This window comes from Pseudomonas sp. PS01303 (assembly GCF_029959385.1).
GTDB classification, from domain to species: Bacteria; Pseudomonadota; Gammaproteobacteria; order Pseudomonadales; family Pseudomonadaceae; genus Aquipseudomonas; species Aquipseudomonas rustica.
On record NZ_JASCPK010000036.1, the window covers coordinates 1 to 23,968 of the forward strand.

The 23,968-nt window shown below is 60.2% G+C and carries 19 protein-coding genes; 10 read left to right on the forward strand and 9 right to left on the reverse strand.

The features are described from left to right. Positions 1-133: 133 nt before the first annotated feature. Positions 134-1,510 (reverse strand): signal recognition particle protein, encoded by a 1,377-nt coding sequence (gene ffh, locus QMX93_RS12900; protein ID WP_053117442.1) that lies wholly within the window; start codon positions 1,508-1,510, stop codon positions 134-136. 210 nt (positions 1,511-1,720) lie between these two features. Here ffh and ccsA point away from each other — a divergent pair, with 210 nt between their 5' ends. The 3 genes from ccsA (at position 1,721) to QMX93_RS12915 (ending at position 5,461) form a co-directional block, all read left to right on the forward strand. Further along, on the forward strand, positions 1,721-2,533 hold the full coding sequence (gene ccsA / locus QMX93_RS12905; RefSeq protein WP_159813843.1) for a cytochrome c biogenesis protein CcsA: 813 nt from the start codon (positions 1,721-1,723) through the stop codon (positions 2,531-2,533). A gap of 12 nt (positions 2,534-2,545) precedes the next feature. After that, positions 2,546-3,787 (forward strand): transporter associated domain-containing protein, encoded by a 1,242-nt coding sequence (locus QMX93_RS12910; protein WP_282356410.1) that lies wholly within the window; start codon positions 2,546-2,548, stop codon positions 3,785-3,787. A 357-nt stretch (positions 3,788-4,144) separates the two neighbouring features. Beyond that, positions 4,145-5,461, forward strand: coding sequence for an MFS transporter (locus QMX93_RS12915; protein WP_053117433.1), 1,317 nt, complete (start codon positions 4,145-4,147; stop codon positions 5,459-5,461). Positions 5,462-5,558: 97 nt separating this feature from the next. On the opposite strand, the gene purT is transcribed toward QMX93_RS12915, so the two are convergent. The 5 genes from purT to QMX93_RS12940 form a co-directional block, all read right to left on the reverse strand. After that, positions 5,559-6,740, reverse strand: a complete 1,182-nt coding sequence (gene purT / locus QMX93_RS12920) for a formate-dependent phosphoribosylglycinamide formyltransferase (protein WP_007908992.1) — start codon at positions 6,738-6,740, stop codon at positions 5,559-5,561. Positions 6,741-6,840: 100 nt separating this feature from the next. Continuing rightward, entirely contained in the window at positions 6,841-7,308 is a 468-nt protein-coding gene (locus QMX93_RS12925) for a VUT family protein (protein WP_053117431.1), read from the reverse strand. 232 nt (positions 7,309-7,540) lie between these two features. Then, complete coding sequence (locus QMX93_RS12930) at positions 7,541-7,753, reverse strand: DUF1289 domain-containing protein (protein WP_282356412.1); 213 nt, start codon at positions 7,751-7,753, stop codon at positions 7,541-7,543. Beyond that, complete coding sequence (locus QMX93_RS12935) at positions 7,750-8,274, reverse strand: gamma carbonic anhydrase family protein (RefSeq protein WP_007954617.1); 525 nt, start codon at positions 8,272-8,274, stop codon at positions 7,750-7,752. The genes QMX93_RS12930 and QMX93_RS12935 overlap by 4 nt, the downstream gene beginning before the upstream one ends. Before the next feature lie 45 nt (positions 8,275-8,319). Then, complete coding sequence (locus tag QMX93_RS12940; RefSeq protein ID WP_282356415.1) at positions 8,320-8,919, reverse strand: CoA pyrophosphatase; 600 nt, start codon at positions 8,917-8,919, stop codon at positions 8,320-8,322. Positions 8,920-9,066: 147 nt separating this feature from the next. Between QMX93_RS12940 and QMX93_RS12945 the strand changes: the two genes are divergently transcribed. The 7 genes from QMX93_RS12945 (at position 9,067) to nagE (ending at position 17,918) form a co-directional block, all read left to right on the forward strand. Next, positions 9,067-9,621: an NUDIX hydrolase gene (locus QMX93_RS12945; RefSeq protein WP_053117425.1), complete on the forward strand. Its 555-nt coding sequence runs from the start codon at positions 9,067-9,069 to the stop codon at positions 9,619-9,621. Positions 9,622-9,695: 74 nt separating this feature from the next. Further along, complete coding sequence (locus tag QMX93_RS12950; RefSeq protein ID WP_008081650.1) at positions 9,696-10,211, forward strand: L,D-transpeptidase family protein; 516 nt, start codon at positions 9,696-9,698, stop codon at positions 10,209-10,211. Between the two features lie 281 nt (positions 10,212-10,492). Next, positions 10,493-11,224 carry a GntR family transcriptional regulator gene (locus tag QMX93_RS12955; protein WP_053117422.1) on the forward strand — a complete coding sequence of 244 codons (732 nt, stop codon included), beginning with the start codon at positions 10,493-10,495 and terminating at the stop codon, positions 11,222-11,224. Positions 11,225-11,254: 30 nt separating this feature from the next. Further along, on the forward strand, positions 11,255-12,361 hold the full coding sequence (gene nagA, locus QMX93_RS12960) for an N-acetylglucosamine-6-phosphate deacetylase (protein WP_282356416.1): 1,107 nt from the start codon (positions 11,255-11,257) through the stop codon (positions 12,359-12,361). Next, the gene (locus tag QMX93_RS12965) at positions 12,342-13,364 is read left to right on the forward strand and encodes an SIS domain-containing protein (protein WP_282356418.1); all 1,023 of its coding nucleotides are present in this window, start codon (positions 12,342-12,344) and stop codon (positions 13,362-13,364) included. Before nagA ends, QMX93_RS12965 begins: the two co-directional genes overlap by 20 nt. 304 nt (positions 13,365-13,668) lie before the next feature. Further along, positions 13,669-16,182, forward strand: a complete 2,514-nt coding sequence (gene ptsP, locus QMX93_RS12970) for a phosphoenolpyruvate--protein phosphotransferase (protein ID WP_282356419.1) — start codon at positions 13,669-13,671, stop codon at positions 16,180-16,182. 23 nt (positions 16,183-16,205) lie between these two features. After that, positions 16,206-17,918 carry an N-acetylglucosamine-specific PTS transporter subunit IIBC gene (gene nagE / locus QMX93_RS12975; RefSeq protein ID WP_282356421.1) on the forward strand — a complete coding sequence of 571 codons (1,713 nt, stop codon included), beginning with the start codon at positions 16,206-16,208 and terminating at the stop codon, positions 17,916-17,918. Positions 17,919-18,170: 252 nt separating this feature from the next. On the opposite strand, the gene QMX93_RS12980 is transcribed toward nagE, so the two are convergent. The 3 genes from QMX93_RS12980 to purL all read right to left on the reverse strand — a co-directional run bounded on the left by QMX93_RS12980 (position 18,171) and on the right by purL (position 23,849). Next, positions 18,171-18,533: a DUF6124 family protein gene (locus QMX93_RS12980; RefSeq protein ID WP_053117409.1), complete on the reverse strand. Its 363-nt coding sequence runs from the start codon at positions 18,531-18,533 to the stop codon at positions 18,171-18,173. Positions 18,534-19,635: 1,102 nt separating this feature from the next. Continuing rightward, a complete protein-coding gene (locus QMX93_RS12985; protein WP_282356422.1) occupies positions 19,636-19,947 on the reverse strand; it encodes a YqfO family protein in 312 nt (103 codons plus the stop codon). 5 nt (positions 19,948-19,952) lie between these two features. Then, complete coding sequence (gene purL / locus QMX93_RS12990; RefSeq protein ID WP_282356423.1) at positions 19,953-23,849, reverse strand: phosphoribosylformylglycinamidine synthase; 3,897 nt, start codon at positions 23,847-23,849, stop codon at positions 19,953-19,955. Positions 23,850-23,968: the final 119 nt, after the last annotated feature.

Genomic DNA, 23,968 nt, shown 5'->3' on the forward strand with positions numbered 1-23,968 from the left:
CTTTTGGCGAGTGGCTGATGCCCTCAAGCAAGGCGCCGCGACGAGTCATAGCCAGCTATGGCGAGGAGCGGCAACGCAGCATGAGGGCATCAGACGCCGCCATAAGTGAGCAGAATGGGTGAGACGGGACACCTTACATTTTCGGCATGCCGCCGCCGGGCAACATTCCGCCCATGCCGCGCATCATTTTCGCCATTCCGCCTTTCGCGGTGAATTTCTTCATCATCTTTTGCATCTGCTTGTGCTGCTTGATCAAGCGACCGATGTCCTGCACTTGAGTGCCGGAACCCATGGCGATACGGCGTTTGCGCGAACCGCTGATCAGCTCAGGGTCGCGGCGCTCGGCCGGGGTCATGGAGTTGATGATGGCTTCCATCTGTTTGAATTGTTTCTCTGCGGCGTTCTGGGCATTGCCCATTTGCGACAGGTTGACGCCGCCGATGCTCGGCAGTTTGTCCATGAGGCCGCCGAGGCCACCCATGTTTTTCATCTGTTGCAGCTGATCACGGAAGTCTTCGAGGTCGAAGCCCTTGCCCTTCTTCAGCTTCTTGGCCAGTTTGTCGGCCTTGTCTTTGTCGAGGGTCGCTTCGGCCTGTTCGATCAGGCTGAGCACGTCGCCCATGCCGAGAATGCGCGAGGCGATACGCTCAGGGTGGAACGGATCGAGCGCTTCGCTCTTCTCGCCCATACCGATGAACTTGATCGGCTTGCCGGTGATGGCGCGAACCGACAGCGCAGCACCGCCACGGGCATCGCCGTCGACTTTGGTCAGGATCACACCGGTCAGCGGCAGCGCATCACCGAAGGCCTTGGCCGTGTTGGCCGCATCCTGACCGGTCATGGCGTCAACCACGAACAGGGTTTCGACCGGGTTGATCGCAGCGTGCAGCGCCTTGATCTCGCCCATCATCTCTTCGTCGATGTGCAGACGACCGGCGGTATCGACGATGACCACGTCGATGAATTTCAGTTTTGCTTCTTTAATAGCAGCTTGCGCGATGTCGACCGGCTTCTGGCTCAGGTCGGACGGGAAGAAGGTCACACCCACTTCACCGGCGAGCATTTCCAGCTGCTTGATCGCCGCAGGACGATAAACGTCCGCCGACACGACCATGACCGACTTCTTCTTGCGCTCTTTCAGGAAGCGCGCCAGTTTGCCGGCGGTGGTGGTTTTACCGGCACCCTGCAAACCGGCCATCAGAATGACGGCGGGCGGCACGGCGCTCAGGTTCAAGTCTTCGTTGGCCGCGCCCATCAGGCTTTCGAGTTCGGCCTGGACGATCTTCACGAACGCCTGGCCCGGCGTCAGGCTGCGCGACACCTCGGTGCCGACAGCGCGCTCCTTGACCGAATTGACGAAGTCCTTGACCACCGGCAGGGCGACGTCGGCTTCGAGCAACGCCATGCGCACTTCACGCAGGGTGTCTTTGATATTGTCTTCGGTCAGCTTGGCCTTGCCGGTGACATGGCGCAGCGTCTGCGAGAGACGGTCGGTTAAGTTTTCAAACATTGCGCGATCCTTTCAGGCCCTGTGTAGACCGGGATAATGGCGGCCCAGACCGGAATCAACATGTGCTCGGCGAGCCTGCGGCGTGGGCAGGTCGCGGATTATAGCGAAGACTGCGGCTGGCGGACACCTCGCCGTCAGCTTCCTGAGTCTTTCGTGCCATGGCGGTTCTATGCCAAACTCAGCCCCTTTCGGGCTTGCCTAACAGGATTTATGCTCCCCTTGTCACCCAGTTTGCTGACCACCCTCGCCGCCGCCCTTCTATACGCCGCTGCGACTCTCTATCAAGGCACGCGTCTGGCCGCCGGTGCCAAGGCGAACAAGCGCCTGCTGGTTTCCCTCGGCGTGCTCGCCGTGGTGGCCCAGTTCGCCAGCCTGTTCACGCATTTGCTGACGCCGATTGGCCTGGGCCTGGACTTTTTCAGCGCCTCCAGCCTGATCTCGGCGGCGGTGATCGCCCTGACCTTGATCGCCTGCTCACGGATTCCGGTGGAGAACCTGCTGGTGCTGCTGTTCCCGCTCGGCGCGGTCACGGTGTTGCTGGCGCAGTTCGCGCCGACCGGCACTGTGCAGATCATCGACGAAGAACCGGGCATCCTCGCGCACATTCTATTGTCGCTGCTGGCCTACGGCATGTTCACCATCGCGGTGTTCCAGGCCTTGCTGGTGCTGGTGCAAGATCACCAGCTCAAGCACAAACACCCGTCCGGACTGATCAAGAACTTCCCGCCGCTGCAAACCATGGAAAGCCTGTTGTTCGGTTTCCTCTGGGCCGGCTGGACGCTGTTGTCGCTGTCGCTGATCTCCGGCTGGCTGTTCGTCGAGAACCTGTTTGCCCAGCATCTGGTACACAAAACCTTGCTGGCGTGTCTGGCCTGGATCGTGTTCAGCGTGCTGCTGTGGGGCCGCAACCGTCTCGGCTGGCGCGGTCACAAGGCGATTCGCTGGACTCTCGCCGGTTTCTGCCTGCTGATGTTGGCGTATTTCGGCAGCAAACTGGTTCGTGAATACATCCTGCACATCTGACGGGCGGCATAAATGGACGGTTTGCCCATAGGGCCGATGCTCGCGGTATTTGTCCTGCTGATTCTATGGTCAGGGCTGTTTACCGCCGTCGAAATCGCGCAGCAGCATCTGCTCGCGCAACGCACCGCCTCGCGCGCCAGCGATAAACCGCTGGCGAAGCTGAGCTTCCCGCTCGACAGCCTGATTCTCTGCAACACCTTGTGCCGAGCACTCGCGGTGATCATCGCGACGTTGCTGGCGATTTTCCTCTGCGAAGAAAACGGCCCTTGGGCGGCCTGCCTGGGTGCCGGTGCGGTGTTGCTGGTGTTCGCCGATTATTTCCCACGCACCCTCGCCCAACGGTATCCGGATGCCGTGCTGGCCTTCGGCAATTCGTTGTTGGCGGTTCCGCTGAAGATTGTTTACCCACTGGCCTGGCTGTTCAGCCGTGTCAGCGTTTTGCTGGTCCGCCCGTTCGCGCGCAAGCCGCAAGTGGTGCAGCAGAGCGACGACGACGCGCCCGGCGATCGTCGTGATGACCCGGAGCACCCTGTTCACGCACACCCGGTTTCGGGAATTCATGCGCTGGACAACATCACCGTCAACGACATTCTGGTGCCGCGCAGTGACGTCGACGGCATCAACCTCGACGATTCGATTGAAGAGATCATCGAGCAACTGCGCCAGAACAAGCGCACGCGTCTGCCGATGTTCCACAGCGACATCAATCAGGTTGAAGCGGTGCTCAATACCCGCCAGATCAGGCATCTGCTGAACAACGGCGATCTGACGCTAGAGGCGTTGTTGGCGGCGAGTTACGAGCCGTATTTCGTCCCGGAAAGTACGCCTCTGCAATTGCAGTTGCTGAATTTCCACAAACAGCAGCGGCGCCTGGGCATGGTGGTCGATGAGTACGGCGAAGTGCTCGGCATTGTGACGCTGGAAGATATTCTTGAAGAGATCGTCGGCGAGTTCGAGAGTGAGCACAGCCTGGAGAACCCGCACATTCATCCGCAGGCTGACGGGCGGATGGTGATTGATGGCACCGCTTCGATTCGCGAATTGAACAAGTGCCTGGGCTGGCATTTGCCGAGTGATGGGCCGAAAACGCTGAACGGGTTGGTGACTGAGGCGCTGGAGACGATTCCCGAGAGTGCGGTTTGCTTGAAGATCGGGCGCTATCGACTGGAGATTCTTGAGACTGAGGAGAATCGGGTGAGCAAGGTGTTGATCTGGCATACCTCGTCTGTGCCTGCTTTGGTGCCGGCCCGATAGAAGATCAAAAGATCGCAGCCTTCGGCAGCTCCTACATTGGAATGCGTTCCAAATGTTCCAAATGCCCCAAATGTTCCAACTGTTCCAACTGTTCCAACTGTTCCAACTGTAGGAGCTGCCGAAGGCTGCGATCTTTTGCTCTTGTTCAATTGTTAGCCCCCTTCCTATAATCAAATCCGCTTACCCAAGCGTTGCCAAACCGCGTGCTTACCCCGCACCAGACCGGTTTCGGCCATTTCCGCTGTACTCCGGCGACTGTTCCTACCTGAAACAGCGACCGCGCCTCATCCCACATCCCTGGGTGTTCGACCATAATAATTCGCTCCAACGGAGCTCATGACTGTCAGGGATCACCGCATGACGACCAGTACCGCTTTCAGCGACACCGCGCCTGCCCAACCGACCAACTCCGCCACCCGCGTGGCGACGGCGAGTTTTATCGGCACCGCGATCGAGTTCTACGACTTCTATGTTTACGCCACGGCGGCTGCGCTGGTGATTGGGCCGGTGTTCTTTCCGCAGACGTCCGGCACGGCGCAGATGCTTTCGGCGTTTCTTACTTTTGGCATCGCTTTTCTGGCCCGACCGCTGGGCTCGGCGCTGTTCGGCCACTTCGGTGACCGCATCGGGCGCAAGTCAACGCTGGTTGCTTCGCTGCTGTTGATGGGCGTGTGCACGACGCTGATTGGCGTGCTGCCGGGTTACGCCACCATCGGTGCGTGGGCACCGATTCTGTTGTGTGTGCTGCGCTTTGGTCAGGGCCTGGGATTGGGCGGCGAATGGGGCGGTGCTGCGTTGCTCGCCACGGAAAATGCGCCGAAAGGTAAACGCGCGTGGTTCGGTATGTTTCCGCAACTCGGCCCGTCGATTGGTTTTCTCGCGGCCAATGGCTTGTTTCTGACTTTGGCCATGACCCTGGACGACGAGCAATTCCGCAGCTGGGGCTGGCGCATTCCGTTCCTGCTCAGTGCAGTACTGGTGATGGTGGGCCTGTATGTGCGCCTGAAACTCCACGAAACGCCGGTCTTCGCCAACGCCATCGCGCGTCAGGAACGAGTGAAAGTGCCGCTGGTTGAACTGTTCAGCCAGTATTGGGCACCGACCTTGTTGGGCGCGGCGGCGATGGTGGTTTGCTATGCGCTGTTCTATATCTCGACGGTGTTTTCCCTGAGTTACGGGGTTTCCACGCTGGGTTATAGCCGCGAGACATTCTTGGGATTGCTGTGCTTTGCCGTACTGTTCATGGCGGCTGCGACGCCATTGTCGGCTTGGGCCAGCGATCGTTATGGGCGTAAACCGGTGCTGATCATCGGTGGCGTGCTGGCGATTCTGTCCGGGTTCTTGATGGAACCATTGCTGACGCAAGGCTCGACCTGGGGCGTGGCGCTGTTTCTGTGCATCGAGCTGTTTTTGATGGGCGTGACGTTTGCGCCGATGGGGGCGCTGTTGCCTGAGTTGTTTCCGACGCATGTGCGTTATACCGGCGCTTCGGCGGCGTATAACCTGGGCGGGATTGTCGGGGCCTCGGCGGCGCCGTTCTTTGCGCAGAAACTGGTGGCGATGGGTGGTTTGAGTTATGTCGGCGGGTATGTGTCGGGGGCGGCGGTGCTGAGTTTGATTGCGGTGCTGTGCCTGAAAGAGACGCGGGATAACGATCTGAATCGGGTGGCCTGACAGACCGCCATCGCGGGCAAGCCTTGCTCCTACAGATCAGCGTCGCAACGCGACCTTATGTAGGAGCAAAGCTTGCTCGCGAATGCCGCGACCCGGTTTAGAGTTCTACGACAACAGCCTGAGCAGCACGGGTCGCCTTGGCACGCGCAGCCTCGATCGACTCATCCCGCGCCAGCGCCACGCCCATACGGCGCTGGCCATTCACTTCTGGCTTGCCGAACAGACGCAACGCCGTATCCGGCTCGCTCAACGCCGCACCCAGATTGGCGAACGCTGTCTGGGTCGACTGCCCTTCCACCAGAATCACCGCCGAAGCCGAAGGCCCGAACTGACGGATCAACGGCACCGGCAGGCCCAGAATCGCGCGAGCGTGCAACGCGAACTGCGACAGATCCTGGGAAATCAACGTGACCAAACCGGTGTCATGCGGACGCGGCGAGACTTCGCTGAACCACACCTGATCACCCTTGATGAACAGCTCAACGCCGAACAGGCCACGGCCACCCAGCGCCTCGGTCACGGCTTTGGCAACGCGCTCGGATTCAGCCAGGGCAATCGGGCTCATGGCTTGTGGCTGCCACGATTCCTGGTAGTCGCCCTTCTCCTGACGGTGACCGACCGGCGCACAGAACGTGGTGCCGCCGATATGGCGAACGGTCAGCAGAGTGATTTCGTAGTCGAAATCGATAAAGCCTTCGATGATCACCCGACCTTTGCCGGCGCGACCGCCCTCTTGCGCGTAATCCCAGGCTTTCTGCACGTCATCAGTGCTGCGCAGCAGGCTTTGGCCTTTGCCCGACGAGCTCATCACCGGTTTGACCACGCATGGAAAACCGAGGTCTTCGACGGCTTTGCTGTAGTCCTCGAAGGTGTCGGCAAAATGATACGGCGAGGTCGGCAGATCCAGCTCTTCAGCGGCCAGACGACGGATGCCTTCGCGGTTCATGGTCAGTTGCGCAGCGCGCGCGGTCGGGATCACGGTGAAGCCTTCGGCTTCCAGTTCGACCAGGGTGGCGGTGGCGATGGCTTCGATTTCCGGCACGATGAAGTGCGGCTTCTCGGCTTCGATCACCGCGCGCAGGGCGGCGCCGTCGAGCATGTTGATCACGTGGCTGCGATGGGCGACTTGCATGGCCGGCGCGTTGGCGTAGCGGTCAACGGCGATCACTTCAACGCCCAGGCGCTGCAGCTCGATCACCACTTCCTTGCCCAACTCACCACAGCCACACAGCAATACGCGGGTCGCGGTTGGCGACAACGGAGTTCCGATACGGGTCATCTCAGGTCCTCAAAGCAGCGGATCATCGAGGAAAGCGACGCCAGACGCGCTTTCCATGGGGAGAAAGCGCGGCATTTTACATGAACCCGAGGCTTTGGCTTCAGCTGGCGACGGCCTGTTTGCGATCGCGCCAGGCCATGATCAGCCAGACGACGGTCACACCGGCGAATTTCGACAGCAGTGCGGTGATGATCACCGGTGGCGTCATGGCGTCGATCATGCCGAAAAAGATGAAGGTATCGAGAGGAATGCTCAGCGCCGAGCTGATCCACAAGCGGTCGCGCAACGGACGTTTGGTGATGCTGAACACCAGCCAGTCGATGATCTCGGAGACCGCGAATGCCGTGGCGCTGGCCAATGCGATGGAGGGGTCGGAGGTGACGTAAGACAGCACCAGCGCCGCCAGCATCGCCGCGATTGCACCGTGACCGAAACGGATTTGCACCATGTCGCGCAGCACGAACACCAGACCGCCCCAGGCCGACCAGATGATGTCCAGGTGCGGCGCGGTGGAGAAGGCGAAGTTGATCAGCACGACACTGCTGATGTAGGCGATGAGGAAAATCATGGGGGCGACCTGGCAGATTGGCGCACAGATTACTGGAGCGGTAGATCAAGAGCCACCCCCTCACCCCAACCCTCTCCCCCAAGGAGGGCGAGGGGGAAAGGGAGCCGATCTTCATGATGTTCAAGACCTGAGTTCGACGCGGTATTTTCAGGTCGGCGTGACTCGTCCAAACGACCCGGTCAGTCCCCTCTCCCTCTGGGAGAGGGCTAGGGTGAGGGCATACTCATGCCGATCACGACTTCGACGACGGCATCATCCACACCAACCCACTCGCCTTCGCCCGCTCATGACACAACCCCAGCACCACCCGGCGCTCGTCATTGTTCATGCGGCTCCAGCGGGTAATCTCTTCCACCGTGCGCTGGCAGCCAGTGCAGATATCATCCTCATCCAGCGCACAAATATTCACGCATGGCGAGGCAACCGGTCTTTCTGGCGTGTTCATTCTTCCTGCTCAACCAGATCACGCGCATAACGCTGGGAGTTATGCACATAGTGCGCGGCGCTGGCTTCAAGCATCTTCTTCTGCGGCTCGGTCAGCTCACGTACAACCTTGCCCGGCGAGCCCATCACCAGCGAACCATCCGGAATTTCCTTGCCCTCACCAATCAGCGAGTTGGCGCCAATGATGCAGTTCTTGCCGATCTTCGCGCCGTTGAGAATCACCGCGTTGATACCGATCAGGCTGTAATCGCCAACGGTGCAGCCATGCAGCATGGCGTTGTGGCCAATGGTCACGCCGGTGCCGATGGTCAGCGGATAGCCCATGTCGGTGTGCATCACGGTGCCGTCCTGCACGTTGCTGTTCTTGCCGATCAGGATCAGTTCGTTGTCGCCGCGTAGCACAGCGTTGAACCAGACGTTGGCGCCCTCTTCCAGTTTGACCTTGCCTACCAGCACGGCATTGGGGGCGACCCAGCTCTGCGGGTGGGTCTCGACACGGGCGTCGCCCAAGCGGTATTTCATCTTGTTTTCCTCAGGGCTCACGGTGATGGCCATTCGAACGATGGCTTAGGTGTTAATAAAGCTTTTAGGCGGAGTATGCAGACTGATCTTGGCGTCATAGAGCAGATTGATCAACTCGACGATCATGATTGCGGTCAGGCCCCAGATCTTGAAATCGCCGTAGCGATAGCTCGGCACGTACCAACTGCGACCTTGATAGTCGATGCGATGGGTGTGTTCGCGGGGGTCTTTGCGGAAGAATTCCAGCGGCACGCTGAACACCGCAGCGATCTCGGCATCGTTGGGCTGATACTCGACGAAATCGGGGATTACGCCGACATAAGGCGTGACCTTGATGCCGTGCAGGGAGATCAGCGGGCTGAGCGGCCCGATGACTTCGACCAATCCTGGCGGCAGGCCGATCTCTTCTTCCGCCTCACGCAGGGCGGTGAAGATCAGATTCGGGTCTTCGGGATCGCGGCGTCCACCGGGGAAAGCCACTTCGCCGCCATGGGTCGAGAGCCCGCTAGCGCGCAGGGTCAGAACCAGTTCCGGTTGGTCACTGCGGGTGATCGGCACCAGAACGGCGGCCTCGGGGAAACGTTTGTCGGTCTCCAGCGTGCGCGGTGTGTGGTTGCTTACCCTATGCAGTAGCTCGTCCAGCATGAGTGTTCTCGATCGGTGCCTTACCCTGCATCATGCACCAATCATTGCAGCCGCCCAAGCCCCCGAATCTCGCCATGTCGCGAAACGACAACTTGCCGACCGACACCGCTGCACGCCAAGATAGGCGCAGCATTCAGGAAGCCCAGCATGAAATTTTGCAGCCACTGCGGTAACCCGGTCACCCAGCGCATTCCCGAAGGCGATTCGCGGCGGCGATTTGTCTGTGACAGCTGTCAGACCATTCACTACCAAAACCCCAATATTGTCGCCGGTTGCGTGCCGACCTGGGGCACGAAAGTGCTGCTGTGCCGCCGCGCCATCGAGCCGCGCCTAGGTTACTGGACGTTGCCTGCCGGGTTCATGGAGAACGGAGAGACCATCGAACAGGCCGCTATCCGCGAAACTGCCGAAGAAGCCTGCGCCCGCGTGCGTAACCTGAGCATCTATACGCTGATCGACGTGCCACACATCAGTCAGGTGCATGTGTTCTTCCGCGCAGAACTGGTTGATCTGGACTTTGCCGCCGGCCCCGAGAGCCTCGAAGTGCAACTATTCGACGAAGCCGACATTCCATGGGACGAGCTGGCTTTCAGGACGGTGGGGCGTACCTTAGAATGCTTCTTCGCTGATCGGCGGGTTGAGGTGTATCCGGTGCGTTCGGAATCGATTCCGCCGTTGGTGCAGCCGGTGATTGTCGGTTAGAAGATCAAAAGATCGCAGCCTGCGGCAGCTCCTACACAACACTTATCTGCGTCACTCCTTGGGGAATCGTTTCAATGCGCTGGTTGCTTGCCCTGTTCTGCCTGTCGTTCGTTAGCGTCTCCCAAGCGTCCTTCGTGACCACCGTGACGCCGGCGAATACCCCGCTTATCGAAAAAGTCCTGGTGCTCAAATCGGCGCATCAACTGCAGTTGATCGCCGACGGCAAACCGCTGAAGACCTATCGCATCTCATTGGGCAAGGGCGCGAAAAAAGGTCCGAAACTGATTGAAGGCGACAAGCGCACGCCGGAAGGCTTTTATTGGATCGACTGGCGCAAGACCAGCGACAAATTCAACCTGTCGATGCACATTTCCTACCCGAACATCAGCGACTCGGCCCGCGCCCGGCGTGAAGGCGTCGAGCCTGGCGGGATGATCATGATCCACGGCACACCGGATTCCGAAGAAACCCCGGAAGACCTGTTCCACACCCTCGACTGGACCGACGGCTGCGTCGCCATGCGCAATGTGGATATGCGCGAAGTGTGGAGCCTGGTGCCGGACGGCACGATGGTCGAAATCCGCCCTTAACGACTGACCGCTGGTCACTCGCAAAAAAATAAATCAAAAGATCGCAGCCTGCGGCAGCGCCTACAGAGGTGATACCACTTCAACGTGTAGGAGCTGCCGCAGGCTGCGATCTTTTGCGTTTACACCCCCACCTCTAATACCACTTAGAACCACCCTCCTCCAAAGCCTCGATCCACAAGGGTTTCCGGCGCTGTCACCACGTTGACATGGTATTCAAGTGGTATTAATTTTCGCTGCATTCACGGGCGACAACCACTCCAATACCCGCACCGGACACCGACATGAACGACCTTCAGGCCTTGCGCCCTGACGACCAACAAGCGACGCCGTTGTACCTGCAACTGGCGCGCAATCTGGAATCGGCGATTCATGCCGGCCAGTGGAAAGCCGAACAGGCGATGCCGTCCGAGCGCAACCTCAGCGAGTTGCTCGGCATCTCCCGCGTCACCGCGCGCAAAGCCCTCGAAGTCCTTCTCGATCAAGGCCTGATCCGTCGCCTGCAAGGCTCCGGCACCTTCATCACCCCACGCCTCGAACAACCGCTGTCGCGCCTGTCCGGTTTCAGCGAGATGCTGCGCTTGAAGGGTTTTGTACCCAGTTCGAAATGGCTGGAGCGCGAAATAACCCTGCCGACCCACGAAGAATTGATCCGCCTCAGCCTGTCGCCGAACGACAAGGTCGCGCGCATGAAGCGTCTGCGCAAAGCCGATGACACAGTTATGGCCATCGAGATGAGCACCCTGCCCGCCTCGATCATGCCCAAGCCACAACTGGTCGGCGATTCCCTCTACGAATACCTCGACGGCATCGGCAAACCGATTGTCCGCGCCTTGCAGCATATTCAGGCGATCAACGCCTCGGACGAGTTCGCCGCGCTGGTCGGCATCGCTCCCGGCACCGCGATGCTGCTGATGACCCGGGTCGGCTACCTCGAAGACAACACACCGATCGAAGTCACCGACACCTATTGCCGCAACGACTACTACGACTTTGTTGCAGAGCTTCGCCGCTGATCAGCAGCCAAGCCAAACGAGAGAAGCGAAATGTCTGAAGACAACATCCTCACCGCCAGCGGCTGGATTCGCGGCCGGCTGATCCACGAACACGGCAAAGTCGTGTCGATCGAAGGCGTGCCTTGCGATCCGGCAACCAATGACCTGCCGTATTTGCTGCCCGGTTTCATCGACCTGCACGTGCATGGCGGTGGCGGCAAAGACATCATGGAAGGCGCCAGCGCTTTCCAGACCATCACCAAAACCCACGTGCGTTTCGGCACCACCTCGCTGCTGGCCACCACCATGACTGCGCCGAGTGCCGAGATCTCCAGCGTGTTGAAGGAAGTCGGAGAGTTCTGCGAACAGCGTCCGAAAGGTGCCGCCCGAGTGCTCGGTGTTCACCTCGAAGGCCCGTACATCAACCCCGGCAAACTCGGTGCACAACCGAACTTCGCCCATACCGCGTTGATGGCCGAAGTCGAAGAATATCTGGCACTGGCGCCGATCCGCGTGATCACCATCGCTCCGGAAATCGCCGGTCACGACGGTTTGATCCGCGAACTCAGCAGCCGGGGCGTGCGCATGCAGATCGGCCACACCCTCGGCAGTTACGAGGAAGGCGTTGCTGCAATGGAGGCTGGCGCGACCAGTTTCACTCACCTCTACAACGCCATGAGCCCGTTGCATCACCGCGAGCCGGGCATCGTCGGCGCAGCACTGGCCCACGCCAAATTCGCTGAGCTGATTCCGGACTTGCTGCACGTGCATCCCGGCGCCATTCGGGTGGCCCTGCGCTCGATCCCTTGCCTGTATTGCGTCACCGATTCGACCGCTGCCGCCGGTATGCCCGACGGTGAGTACAAGCTCGGCAGCCACACCGTGACCAAATGCCTGGGCGGCGTGCGCCTGCCCGACGGCACCTTGGCCGGCAGCACACTGACCATGGATCAGGCGCTGCGCAACCTGGTGAAGATCGGTTTGCCGATCGCCGAGGCTTCGCAGCGTCTGTCGCAATTCCCCGCCGACTACCTCGGCATCACCGAACGCGGGCGCCTTGCACCAGGTGCCTGGGCCGACTGCGTGCGGCTCGATCGCTCACTCACACTGACCGCCGTCATGGTCGAAGGAGAAGACATTGACTTCAAAAATGCTTGAGGAGGCGCTGTCCTCGTTCGAGGCCGTGCAAGCCCAACTGCAACAGCTCGACCCGCAAATGATCGAGATCGCCGGGCGCCTGCGCCGTCAGCCGCCGCAAGTGGCGATGACCGTTGCGCGCGGCAGCTCCGACCACGCGGCGAGCTACTTCGCTTACCTGACCATGCAGCAACTGGGCGTGCCGGTAGCGTCGTTGCCGATGTCGGTGGTGACCATGCAGCAAGCGCCGTTGAAGGTCAGCGGTCAGGTCGCGTTCGCCTTTTCGCAATCGGGGCAGAGCCCGGATCTGGTCAACAGCCTGCGTCTGCTGCGCAAGCGTGGCGCGCTGAGCGTGTCGATGGTCAACGCCGCCGATTCGCCACTGGAAGCTGCGTGTGAGTTCAGCGTGCCACTGCTCGCCGGGACTGAAAGCAGCGTCGCCGCGACCAAGAGTTTTATCGCCACCCTCAGCGCCAGCGCCCGTTTGATCGCGCACTGGAAAGAGGACAGCGAATTGCTCGAGGCCGGTAACGCCCTGCCTGAAGGTTTGCGCGAAGCGGCAAAACAGGACTGGAGCGTGGCCATCGAAGCGTTGCGCGATTGCGAGCGTTTGATGGTGATTGGGCGTGGTGCCGGTTTCGCCATCGCTCAGGAAGCGGCGCTGAAATTCAAGGAAACCTCGGCGATTCAGGCCGAAGCGTTCAGCAGCGCCGAAGTGCGTCACGGCCCGATGGCGTTGATCGACGAACATTATCCGCTGCTGGTTTTCGCACCGCGCGGTGCTGAACAGGCTGGTTTGTTGAGCCTTGCGGCAGAAATGCGCCAACGCGGCGCCCGCGTATTGCTGGCCGCGCCGGATGACGTGAGCGAACGCGACCTGACACTGACCCGCGCCGAACACCCGGCGCTCGATCCGATTCTGGCGATCCAGAGTTTCTACGTGATGGCGGCAAGTTTGGCCGTGGCCCGTGGCATGGATCCGGATCAGCCGCGCCACCTGAGCAAAGTAACCCGCACGCACTGACACCCGTTGATCGATGCATAACCCTATCGGCGGACGCGAAAACCGCTGATTGATGCACAACCCTGTCGGCGGACGCGAAAACCGCTGATGGGTGCACAACCCAATCGGCGGACGCAAAACCGCCGGCTGATGCACAACTCTATCGGCGGACGCTAAACCGCCGATTGATGCACAACCTCTGTAGGAGCTGCCGAAGGCTGCGATCTTTTGATTTTGATTTACAAAAAACAAGATCAAAAGATCGCAGCCTGCGGCAGCTCCTACAGGGGATATCGAACCGAGATTTAACCGATGAGACCGAGCCATGCACAACAACAATAAAGAGCTGACCCTCAGCGCCCCGCTCAGCGGCCCGGTGCTCACGCTCGCCAAAGTCCCGGACGCGGTGTTCGCCAGCGGCGCCATGGGCGACGGCATCGCCATCGACCCGATCAACGACACGCTGTACTCGCCGTGCGCCGGGGTGATCATCCACGTCGCGCGCACCGGCCACGCACTCACCGTGCGTGCCGACAACGGCGCGGAAATCCTCCTGCATCTGGGCCTCGACACCGTTGAACTGAACGGCGAGGGTTTCTCGATGCTGGTCAAGGAGGGTGTTCGCGTAACCAAGGGTCAGCCGTTGTTGCGCTACGACCTGGACAAGGTCGGCCAGCAATGCAAAAGCCTCGTCAGCCTGTTGATCCTGACCAACAGTCAGGATTTCCAGGTACGCCCGATCACGCTTAAAGCGGTGAAAGTCGGCGAACCGTTGCTGCACATTGTGGCGCGCAATGGTTCGGCAGCGAGCGCCGAAGTCGTCGGTGGGCCAGAGGTTCAGGGTCATGTGTTGGTGGCTCATCGCGGCGGTTTGCATGCGCGCCCGGCAGCGCTGATTCGGCAGACCGCGCAAGGTTTCAAAAGCCAGTCGCAACTGCACTTCGCCGGTAAATCGGCGCCGTGCAACAGCCTGATCGGTTTGATGGGCCTGGCGGTTGGCGAGCAGGACGAAGTGCAGGTCAGCTGTCAGGGGCCGGATGCTGAGGCGGCGCTGCAAGCGTTGCTCACGGCGTTGGCCACGGCATTGCCGGATGATCATCACGCGGCGGCACCGGTCAGTGTTGCCCCTCTTAAACGCCCGGCCGAGGCTGGCGTGTTGCACGGGGTTTGCGCTGCGCCGGGATTCGTCGGTGGGCCGCTGTTTCGCTTGAACGCGATCAGTTTGCCAGCGGATGCGGGCAACCATGATCCGCTGCAACAACAGCAGCTTCTCGACACTGCGCTGACTCAGGTACGCAGCGAAATCGACGGCACCCTCGCCCAAGCGAAGAAGCACAAGAATGCCGACGAAGAAGCAATCTTCGCCGCGCATTTGGCGTTGCTGGAAGACCCGGCGCTGCTCGACGCGGCACAGCAATCCATCGAACAAGGCACTGCGGCGACTCACGCCTGGAGCCAGTCGATCGACGTGCAGTGCGAAGTCTTGCAACACACCGGCAGCGCGCTGCTGGCTGAGCGCGCCAATGATCTGCGCGACCTCAAACAACGCGTGCTGCGTGCGTTGCTCGGCGAAGCATGGAATTACGACGTGCCGGCCGGCGCCATCGTTGCCGCGCATGAGCTGACGCCATCGGATCTGCTGCAACTCAGCTCGCAAGGCGTCGCCGGTTTGTGCATGGCCGAGGGTGGCGCGACATCGCACGTCGCAATTCTCGCTCGCGGTAAAGGTCTGCCGTGCATGGTGGCGCTGGGTACGGCGCTGCTTGATCAGCCGCAAGGTCAATCGGTGGTGCTCGATGCCGATGGCGGTCGTCTGGAACTGACGCCAACTACTGAACGCTTGGCTGAAGTTCAACAGGCGCAAATCGATCGCCAGCAACTTCGCGACGCGCAGCAGGCCAAAGCTCACTTGCCAGCAGAAACGCGAAATGGCGTGCACATCGAAGTCGTCGCCAATGTCGCCTCCAGCGCTGAAGCGGCAGATGCATTTGCCAACGGCGCCGATGGCGTCGGTCTGCTACGCACCGAGTTTTTGTTCGTCGACCGGCAGACTGCTCCGGACGTGGAAGAGCAACGCAGCGCCTACCAAGCTGTGATCGATGCGATGGGCGATAAGTCAGTCATCATCCGCACCATCGACGTCGGCGGCGACAAGCAACTCGATTACCTGCCGCTGCCGATCGAAGCCAACCCGGTGCTCGGTCTGCGCGGCATTCGTCTGGCTCAGGCCCGTCCGGAAATCCTCGATCAGCAACTGCGCGCGCTGCTGCAAGTCAGCCCGCTGCGTCGCTGCCGAATCCTGTTGCCAATGGTTACCGAAGTCGACGAACTGCTGCACATTCGCCAGCGCGTAGAAGCGCTGTGCCTGGAGATGAACATCGCTCAGCGTCCAGAAATCGGCGTAATGATCGAAGTCCCCGCCGCCGCATTACAGGCCGAACAACTCGCCGAACACGCTGACTTCCTCTCCATCGGCACCAACGATTTGTCGCAATACACCCTGGCCATGGATCGCGATCACGCCGGTCTGGCCGCCCGCGTCGACGCCCTGCACCCGGCGCTGCTGCGCCTGGTCGCCATGACCTGCGAAGGCGCGGCGGTGCACAAGCGTTGGGTCGGCGTCTGCGGCGCCCTCGCCTCTGATCCGCTGGCCACGCCAGTGTTGATCGGTCTGGGCGTTACCGAATTGTCGGTCAGCCCGGTGCAGATCGGTGAAATCAAGGATCGCGTGCGCCAGGTGCACGAAGCCGAATGCCAGCGCCTCAGTCGCGACCTGCTCAAGTTGAGCAGCGCCGCCGCCGTGCGCCACGCCTGTCACCAACATTGGCCTCTGCGCTAACAAAAACAACAAGGACAAACGCCATGTACCAACTCTTTATCGAAGGCCTGCAACGCCTCGGCCGCGCGCTGATGCTGCCGATCGCGATCCTGCCGATTGCCGGCCTGCTCCTGCGTCTGGGTGACACTGACCTGCTGAACATCGCGATCATCCACGATGCCGGCCAAGTGATCTTCGCCAACCTGGCAATGATCTTCGCCATCGGCATCGCCGTCGGTTTTGCCAAGGACAACAACGGCACCGCCGGCCTTGCCGGGGTGATCGGTTACCTGGTGATGATCTCAACGCTGAAGGTGCTCGACTCGACCATCAACATGGGCATGCTCGCCGGCATCGTCGCCGGCCTGATGGCCGGCGCGCTGTACAACCGCTTCAAGGACATCAAGTTGCCGGAGTATCTGGCGTTCTTCGGTGGCCGGCGGTTTGTGCCGATTGTTACCGGGTTTGCAGCGGTCGGTCTGGGCGTGGTGTTCGGCTACATCTGGCCGCCGATCCAGCACGGCATCAACGCTTTCGGCGCCTTGATGATGGAAAGCGGCAGCATCGGCGCGTTCGTGTTTGGCGTGTTCAACCGCCTGCTGATCGTCACCGGCCTGCACCACATCCTCAACAACATGGCGTGGTTTGTATTCGGCAACTTCACCGACCCGACTACCGGCGCATTGGTGACGGGCGACCTGTCGCGCTACTTCGCCGGCGATCCGAAGGGCGGCCAGTTCATGACCGGCATGTTCCCGATGATGATCTTCGGCCTGCCGGCGGCGTGCCTGGCGATGTACCGCAACGCCCTGCCGGAACGCCGCAAAGTCATGGGCGGGATTTTCCTGTCGATGGCGCTGACTTCGTTTTTGACCGGGGTGACTGAACCGATTGAATTCGCCTTTATGTTTCTGGCACCGCTGTTGTATCTGCTGCATGCGTTGCTGACCGGGTTGTCGATGGCGATTACCAATGCGCTGAACATCCATCTGGGCTTCACCTTCTCCGGCGGCTTTATCGACATGATTCTCGGCTGGGGCAAGTCCACCAATGGTTGGCTGGTGTTTCCGGTTGGGTTGGCTTACGCGGTGATCTACTACTTCGTCTTCGACTTCTGCATTCGTCGCTTCAATCTGAAAACGCCGGGGCGTGAGGATGTGGCCGTTAGTGAAAAAGCCGTACTGACTGAAAACGAACGGGCCAGTGCTTACATCAAGGCGTTGGGCGGCGCTGAAAATCTGCTGACGGTTGGCGCCTGCACCACGCGGTTGCGGCTGGAGATGGTTGATCGCAACAAAGCTTCGGATGCTGATCTGAAAGCGCTGGGTGCGATGGCGGTTGTGCGACCAGGTAAAGGTGGGAGTTTGCAGGTTGTGGTCGGGCCGATGGCGGACAGCATTGCGGATGAGATTCGTCTGGCGATGCCTGCATTGGGGCGTGCTGTTTTGGTTGAAACCGCTGTTGTTCATGAGCCGAAAGTTATGGCCGTTGCCGGTTCCGAGGCGCAGCAATGGCTGAATGCATTGGGCGGCGGCGACAATGTGCTGCAACTGGATTGCATTGCGATGACACGAATTCGCCTGCAATTGGCGGATGGCAAGGCGTTGTCCGAGGCGCAGTTGAAGGATCTGGGGTGTCACGGTGTCAGCCAGTTGGATGGCGGGGTCTGGCATTTGCTGGTGGGGGATAAAGCGGCGAGTTTAAGTGGGGCGTTGGAAGCGCTGGTCAACCGCAGCGAGGTCAGTGCCAAAGTCTGACCCCACACATCACCCATGTAGGAGCTGCCGCAGGCTGCGATCTTTTGATTTTGCTTTTTACAATCATAAGCAAGAGCAAAAGATCGCAGCCTCGTTTCACTCGACAGCTCCTACAGGGAAGCTATCTATCCGAAGAGTCAGGTCGGCCATCAGGCCATCAGGCCGTCATCGCTGGCGAGCCAGACTCGCACAGGTTGCGCATTGTTCTCCTTGTGGGAGCAAACCTGCTGGCGATGAACGATGACGCGGTCGTCAGGTTTGTGGATCGACTCGATCCAGTGCGCGGTTTACTGCGAGTTCGGCGAGCATGATGATTTGCTGGATGGCCAGTGCGGTGCTGCGTTGCAAGCCGCCTAGCTCGGTTGCGAAGTTGCTGGCCATGGCGTTGGCTGAGGCCAACGATTCACAGGCGTGGGCGAGCAGGCTTTCGGTGTCGACGCTGGGGTGGACGAGGAACATGGTGCTCGGTTGTCGGGGTTTGGCGGGTTCAGGGCTGAGGTAGAAATCGAGGGCGCGTTTGATGGCTTCGCGGTTTTTTGCCAAGTCTTCGGCCCGGATGGCGGCTTCGAGTGGGGTGGTGGTTTCGGGGGGTGGATCGGGGATCAGTTTGTCCATCGAACAAGTCCTTTAAGTTTGCAGCCACTTGCTCCCGATCTCACTCGAAGAAGAGGTGGCAGCCATGTACGGAGTGAGATCACCGATAGAACCCCAAAACCGGCCGGACCGAAGTCCGCCCGCACATAGCCGCCATAAGGAATTGCTGACAGCGTTAGCTGGCCGCAATTATGGGGGCACTTGTCTGGGGATCCAAATCGGGTATCTCACCTCCCGGTCGCTGAATTGGCAGCGACAGGCAAAGACTAGAGAGCGCGCGTCCGACGGACAACCTGAAAACCTTGTGGGAAGACTCTGTTATTTCTACACATATCTAAACAGACCAAAGCAAACCCTCACCCTAGCCCTCTCCCAGAGGGAGAGGGGACTGACCGAAGTGTTTGGTGGATCTACGCCGACGTGAAATACCGAGTCGAATTCAGATCCTGAAACAGATCAAGAGCCCCTCACTCCCCCCTCTCCCAGAGGGAGAGGGGACTGACCGAAGTGTTTGGTGGATCTACGCTGACGTGAAATACCGAGTCGAATTCACATCTTGAAAAGCCCACAAATCGGCACCCTCTCCCCCCGGAGAGGGCTGGGGTGAGGGGCAGCTCCAGCACAAATCAAAAGTCGAACCCCGTGCTCCTCACCACTCAATAGGCCGAGTGTCAGCTCGCCTGCTCTTGATCTTGATACACAGGCCCCGTCGGCAGGCTGAGTGGAGGGATTTATCCGGGGGTGGGAGCGCAGCGACCGTTTGGCGCAGCCAAATGCATCGAGAGGAGGTGCAGCGAAGCAAACCGTAGGCGATGCGCCCGGATGAATTGCGGAGCGAAGGAACCCCGAGCTTTAGCGAGTGGGCCGAACGTTGGGGCAAGCCTTTTTGGTTACTTTTGAGGCGTTTGTCAAAAGTGACCCGCCGTAAGGGCGGAACCCTAAGTAGCCATTACCGCAGCAATGGATTGTACTCGGTCAGTCAGAACATTATTGCCTGAGCCGGCGCCTTCGCGAGCAGGCTCGCTCCCACATTAAAAACACCATCACCCGGAAAATCGTAAGCAACAAAAAACCCGCAGACAATCACTCATCTGCGGGTTTCTTGTTTCAGCAGCAAGGAAGATCAGAAATCGTCCAGCCGCCACACCTCATAAGCCGGTGTCTCGTAGGGATGACTAAGCTTCAAAGCCGCCACAACAGCAACAATCAACTCATCCACCACCACAAGCTCAACCTTCCATTCCTCAACCCGCTCAACCTGCCCCGCCTCGCCAATAAACGGCTGACTCCCGTCCAAAGGTCGAAACTGGCCCAGACCAAGCACCTGCCAGGCACAGTGGTCATAGTCACCGATCCGCCCACCACCGGCAGCGAACACAGCCCCTTTGACCACCTCGACATGACTGTCAGGAACAAAAAAGGCGAGCTTGTACACAGGCCTTAGTTAACCCAGACCCGCGCGTTACGGAACATACGCATCCACGGTGCATCTTCGTTCCAGTCTTCCGAACGCCACGAGTTCTGCACGGCACGGAACACACGCTCCGGGTGCGGCATCATGATCGTCACACGGCCATCACGGCTGGTGAGACCAGTAATCCCGCGCGGCGAACCGTTCGGGTTAGCCGGATACTTCTCGGTGACCTTGCCATGGTTGTCGACGAAACGCATCGCCACGCAACCCGACAGATCGGCTTCCAGCAGTGCTTCTTCGCTGGAGAACTCGGCGTGACCTTCACCGTGAGCAATGGCGATCGGCATACGCGACCCGGCCATGCCCTGCAGGAAGATCGAGTTCGATTCCTGAATCTGCACCATCGCCACGCGCGCTTCGAACTGCTCGGAGCGATTGCGCACGAAGTGCGGCCAGAACTCGCTGCCCGGGATCAGCTCGTGCAGGTTGGACATCATCTGGCAACCGTTGCACACGCCAAGGGTGAAGCTGTCGTTACGCTCGAAGAAACCCTGGAACGCATCGCGGGCACGGCTGTTGAACAGCGCCGACTTGGCCCAGCCTTCACCGGCGCCGAGCACGTCGCCGTAGGAGAAACCACCGCACGCCACCAGACCTTTGAACTCGTTCAGGTCGACACGGCCGGCGAGAATGTCGCTCATGTGTACGTCGATCGCGTTGAAACCAGCGCGGTCGAACGCAGCGGCCATTTCCACCTGACCGTTGACGCCCTGCTCACGCAGCACGGCAACCTGTGGGCGAATGCCTTTCTTGATATAAGGCGCGGCGATGTCCTGGTTGACGTCGTAGCTGAGCTTGACGCTCAGGCCCGGATTGTCTTCTTCCAGCAGCACGTCGAATTCTTGCTCGGCGCAGTCGGCGTTGTCACGCAGACGCTGGATCTGGTAGCTGGTTTCAGCCCAGGTACGTTGCAGCAGACGACGCTGGCCTTCGAACACGGTGTCACCGTTGAAGGTGATGTTGATCTGGCCATTGTTGATCGGCTGACCGATCACCGACACGCAGTCGCCCAGACCGGCCGCGCTGAATTGCGCGAGGATGTCTGGCGTGGCGTCCTGACGAACCTGAATCACCGCACCCAGTTCTTCGTTGAACAGGATGGCGGCGATGTCGGCGGTGGTTTCTGCCAGACCGTCGAGGTTCAGGCTCAGACCGCAGTGGCCGGCGAAGGCCATTTCCACCACGGAGGTCAGCAGACCACCGTCGGAACGGTCGTGGTACGCCAGCAAGTGACCGTCGGCGTTGAGGCCCTGAATCACCGCGAAGAAGGCTTTCAGGTCTTCAGCGTCATCAACGTCCGGCGCGTGTTTGCCGAGTTTGCCGTGGGTCTGAGCAAGGATCGAAGCACCCATACGGTTCTGACCGCGACCGAGGTCGATCAGGATCAGGTCGGTGGTGCCCTTGTCCATGCGCAGTTCCGGGGTCAGGGTCTGACGGATGTCAGCCACTGGCGCGAAACCGGTCACGATCAGCGACATCGGCGAGGTCACGGTTTTTTCTTCGCCGTTATCGTTCCAACGGGTGGCCATGGACATCGAGTCCTTGCCCACCGGAATGGTGATACCCAGCTCAGGGCACAGTTCCATACCGACCGCTTTCACGGTGTCGTACAGACGCGCGTCTTCGCCCGGGTGGCCGGCAGCGGACATCCAGTTCGCCGACAGTTTGATGTCGGAGATCTTGTTGATGCGCGACGCGGCAATGTTGGTCAGGGTTTCGCCGATGGCCATGCGGCCCGACGCCGGGGCGTCCAGCAGAGCCAGCGGAGTGCGCTCGCCCATTGCCATCGCTTCACCGGTGTAAACGTCGAAACTGGTGGCGGTGACGGCAACGTCGGCCACCGGAACCTGCCATGGGCCGACCATTTGGTCACGGGCCACGAGGCCGGTGATGGTGCGGTCGCCGATGGTAATCAGGAAGCTCTTGCTCGCCACGGCCGGGTGATGCAGAACGCGTTCGATGGACTCGCTGATGTCGAGGTTCGACGGATCGAAGTCATCGCCCATTTCAGCTTCGCGAACCACCGAGCGGTGCATGCGCGGGGCCTTGCCCAGCAACACTTCCAGTGGCATGTCCACCGGGTTATTGCCGAAGTGGCTGTCGGTCACGGTCAGTTGCGGCTCGGCAGTCGCCTCACCCACTACGGCAAACGGGCAGCGCTCGCGTTCGCAGATCGCCTGGAAGCGCGCGAAGTCTTCAGGGCCGACGGCCAGAACGTAACGTTCCTGGGATTCGTTGGACCAGATTTCGTGCGGGGCCATGCCCGGCTCGTCGTTGGGAATGTTGCGCAGTTCGAAACGGCCACCGCGGTCGCCGTCGTTGACCAGTTCCGGGAAGGCGTTGGACAGACCGCCCGCGCCGACGTCGTGGATGAAGCTGATCGGGTTTTTGTCGCCCAGCTGCCAGCAACGGTCGATGACTTCCTGGCAACGACGCTCCATTTCAGGGTTTTCACGCTGTACGGAAGCGAAGTCGAGATCCGCCGAGCTGGTGCCGGTGGCCATGGAGGAAGCCGCGCCGCCACCCAGACCGATCAACATCGCCGGGCCGCCGAGGACGATCAGCTTGGAGCCCACGACGATCTCGCCTTTCTTGACGTGTTCTTCGCGGATGTTGCCCATGCCGCCGGCCAACATGATCGGCTTGTGGTAACCACGAACTTCGTCACCATGCGGGGTGGTGATCGACTGTTCGAAGGTACGGAAGTAGCCAGTCAGGGCCGGACGACCGAATTCGTTGTTGAACGCGGCGCCGCCGAGCGGGCCTTCGATCATGATGTCCAGGGCGGTAACGATGCGCTCAGGCTTGCCGTACGGCACTTCCCACGGCTGTTCGAAGCCCGGGATTTGCAGGTTCGATACGGTGAAACCGGTCAGGCCAGCCTTTGGCTTGGCGCCACGGCCGGTTGCACCTTCGTCACGGATTTCGCCGCCGGAACCGGTCGATGCACCCGGGAACGGAGCAATCGCGGTCGGGTGGTTGTGGGTTTCAACCTTCATCAGGATGTGCACCGGCTCCTGCACCGCGCCGTACTGGCGGGTCTCAGGGTTCGGGAAGAAACGGCCGGCGACGTTGCCGACGATCACCGAGGCGTTGTCCTTATAAGCCGACAGAACGCCTTCGCTGTGCATCACGTAGGTGTTCTTGATCATGCCGAACAGGCTTTTTTCCTGGTTCTCACCATCGATATCCCAACTGGCGTTGAAGATCTTGTGACGGCAGTGTTCGGAGTTGGCCTGAGCGAACATCATCAATTCGATGTCGTGCGGGTTGCGCTTCAAGCCGTTGAAGGCGTCGACCAGATAGTCGATTTCGTCTTCAGCCAGGGCCAGGCCCAGCTCGGTGTTGGCTTTTTCCAGAGCAGCGCGACCGCCACCGAGGATGTCGATCGCGGTCAGCGGCTTCGGTTCGGCGTGGCTGAACAGACCGGCGGCCTGTTCGAGGTTGGCCAGCACGATTTGCGTCATGCGGTCATGCAACACGTCGGCAATCTGCTGGGCTTCGGCGTCGCTGAACTGACCGGCAACGTAGAAGGCGATACCGCGTTCCAGACGCTGGATCTTGCTCAGGCCGCAGTTGCGGGCGATGTCGCTGGCCTTGCTCGACCATGGCGAGATGGTGCCGAAACGCGGCAACACCAGAAACAGACGACCGGTCGGCTCTTGTACCGGAACGCTTGGGCCGTACTTCAGAAGGCGCGCTAGCACCTGCTGTTCGTCGCCGGTCAGGACGCCGGTGACTTCGGCGAAGTGAGCGAATTCAGCATACAGGCCACTGACAGCTGGAACCTTCTGGCTCAGTTGCTCAAGGAGTTTGCTGTGGCGAAAGGCAGAAAGGGCAGGAGCGCCGCGCAGGATCAACATCTTCGGGACAGCCTCGGGAAGGGGTGTGCTTTGAGGCCGTGCATTCTAGCCTAAACCGCCCTCAACATCACCCGAAACGCTACGCACGGTTGCACTCGGGTATCAATCTGTGTTTCCGA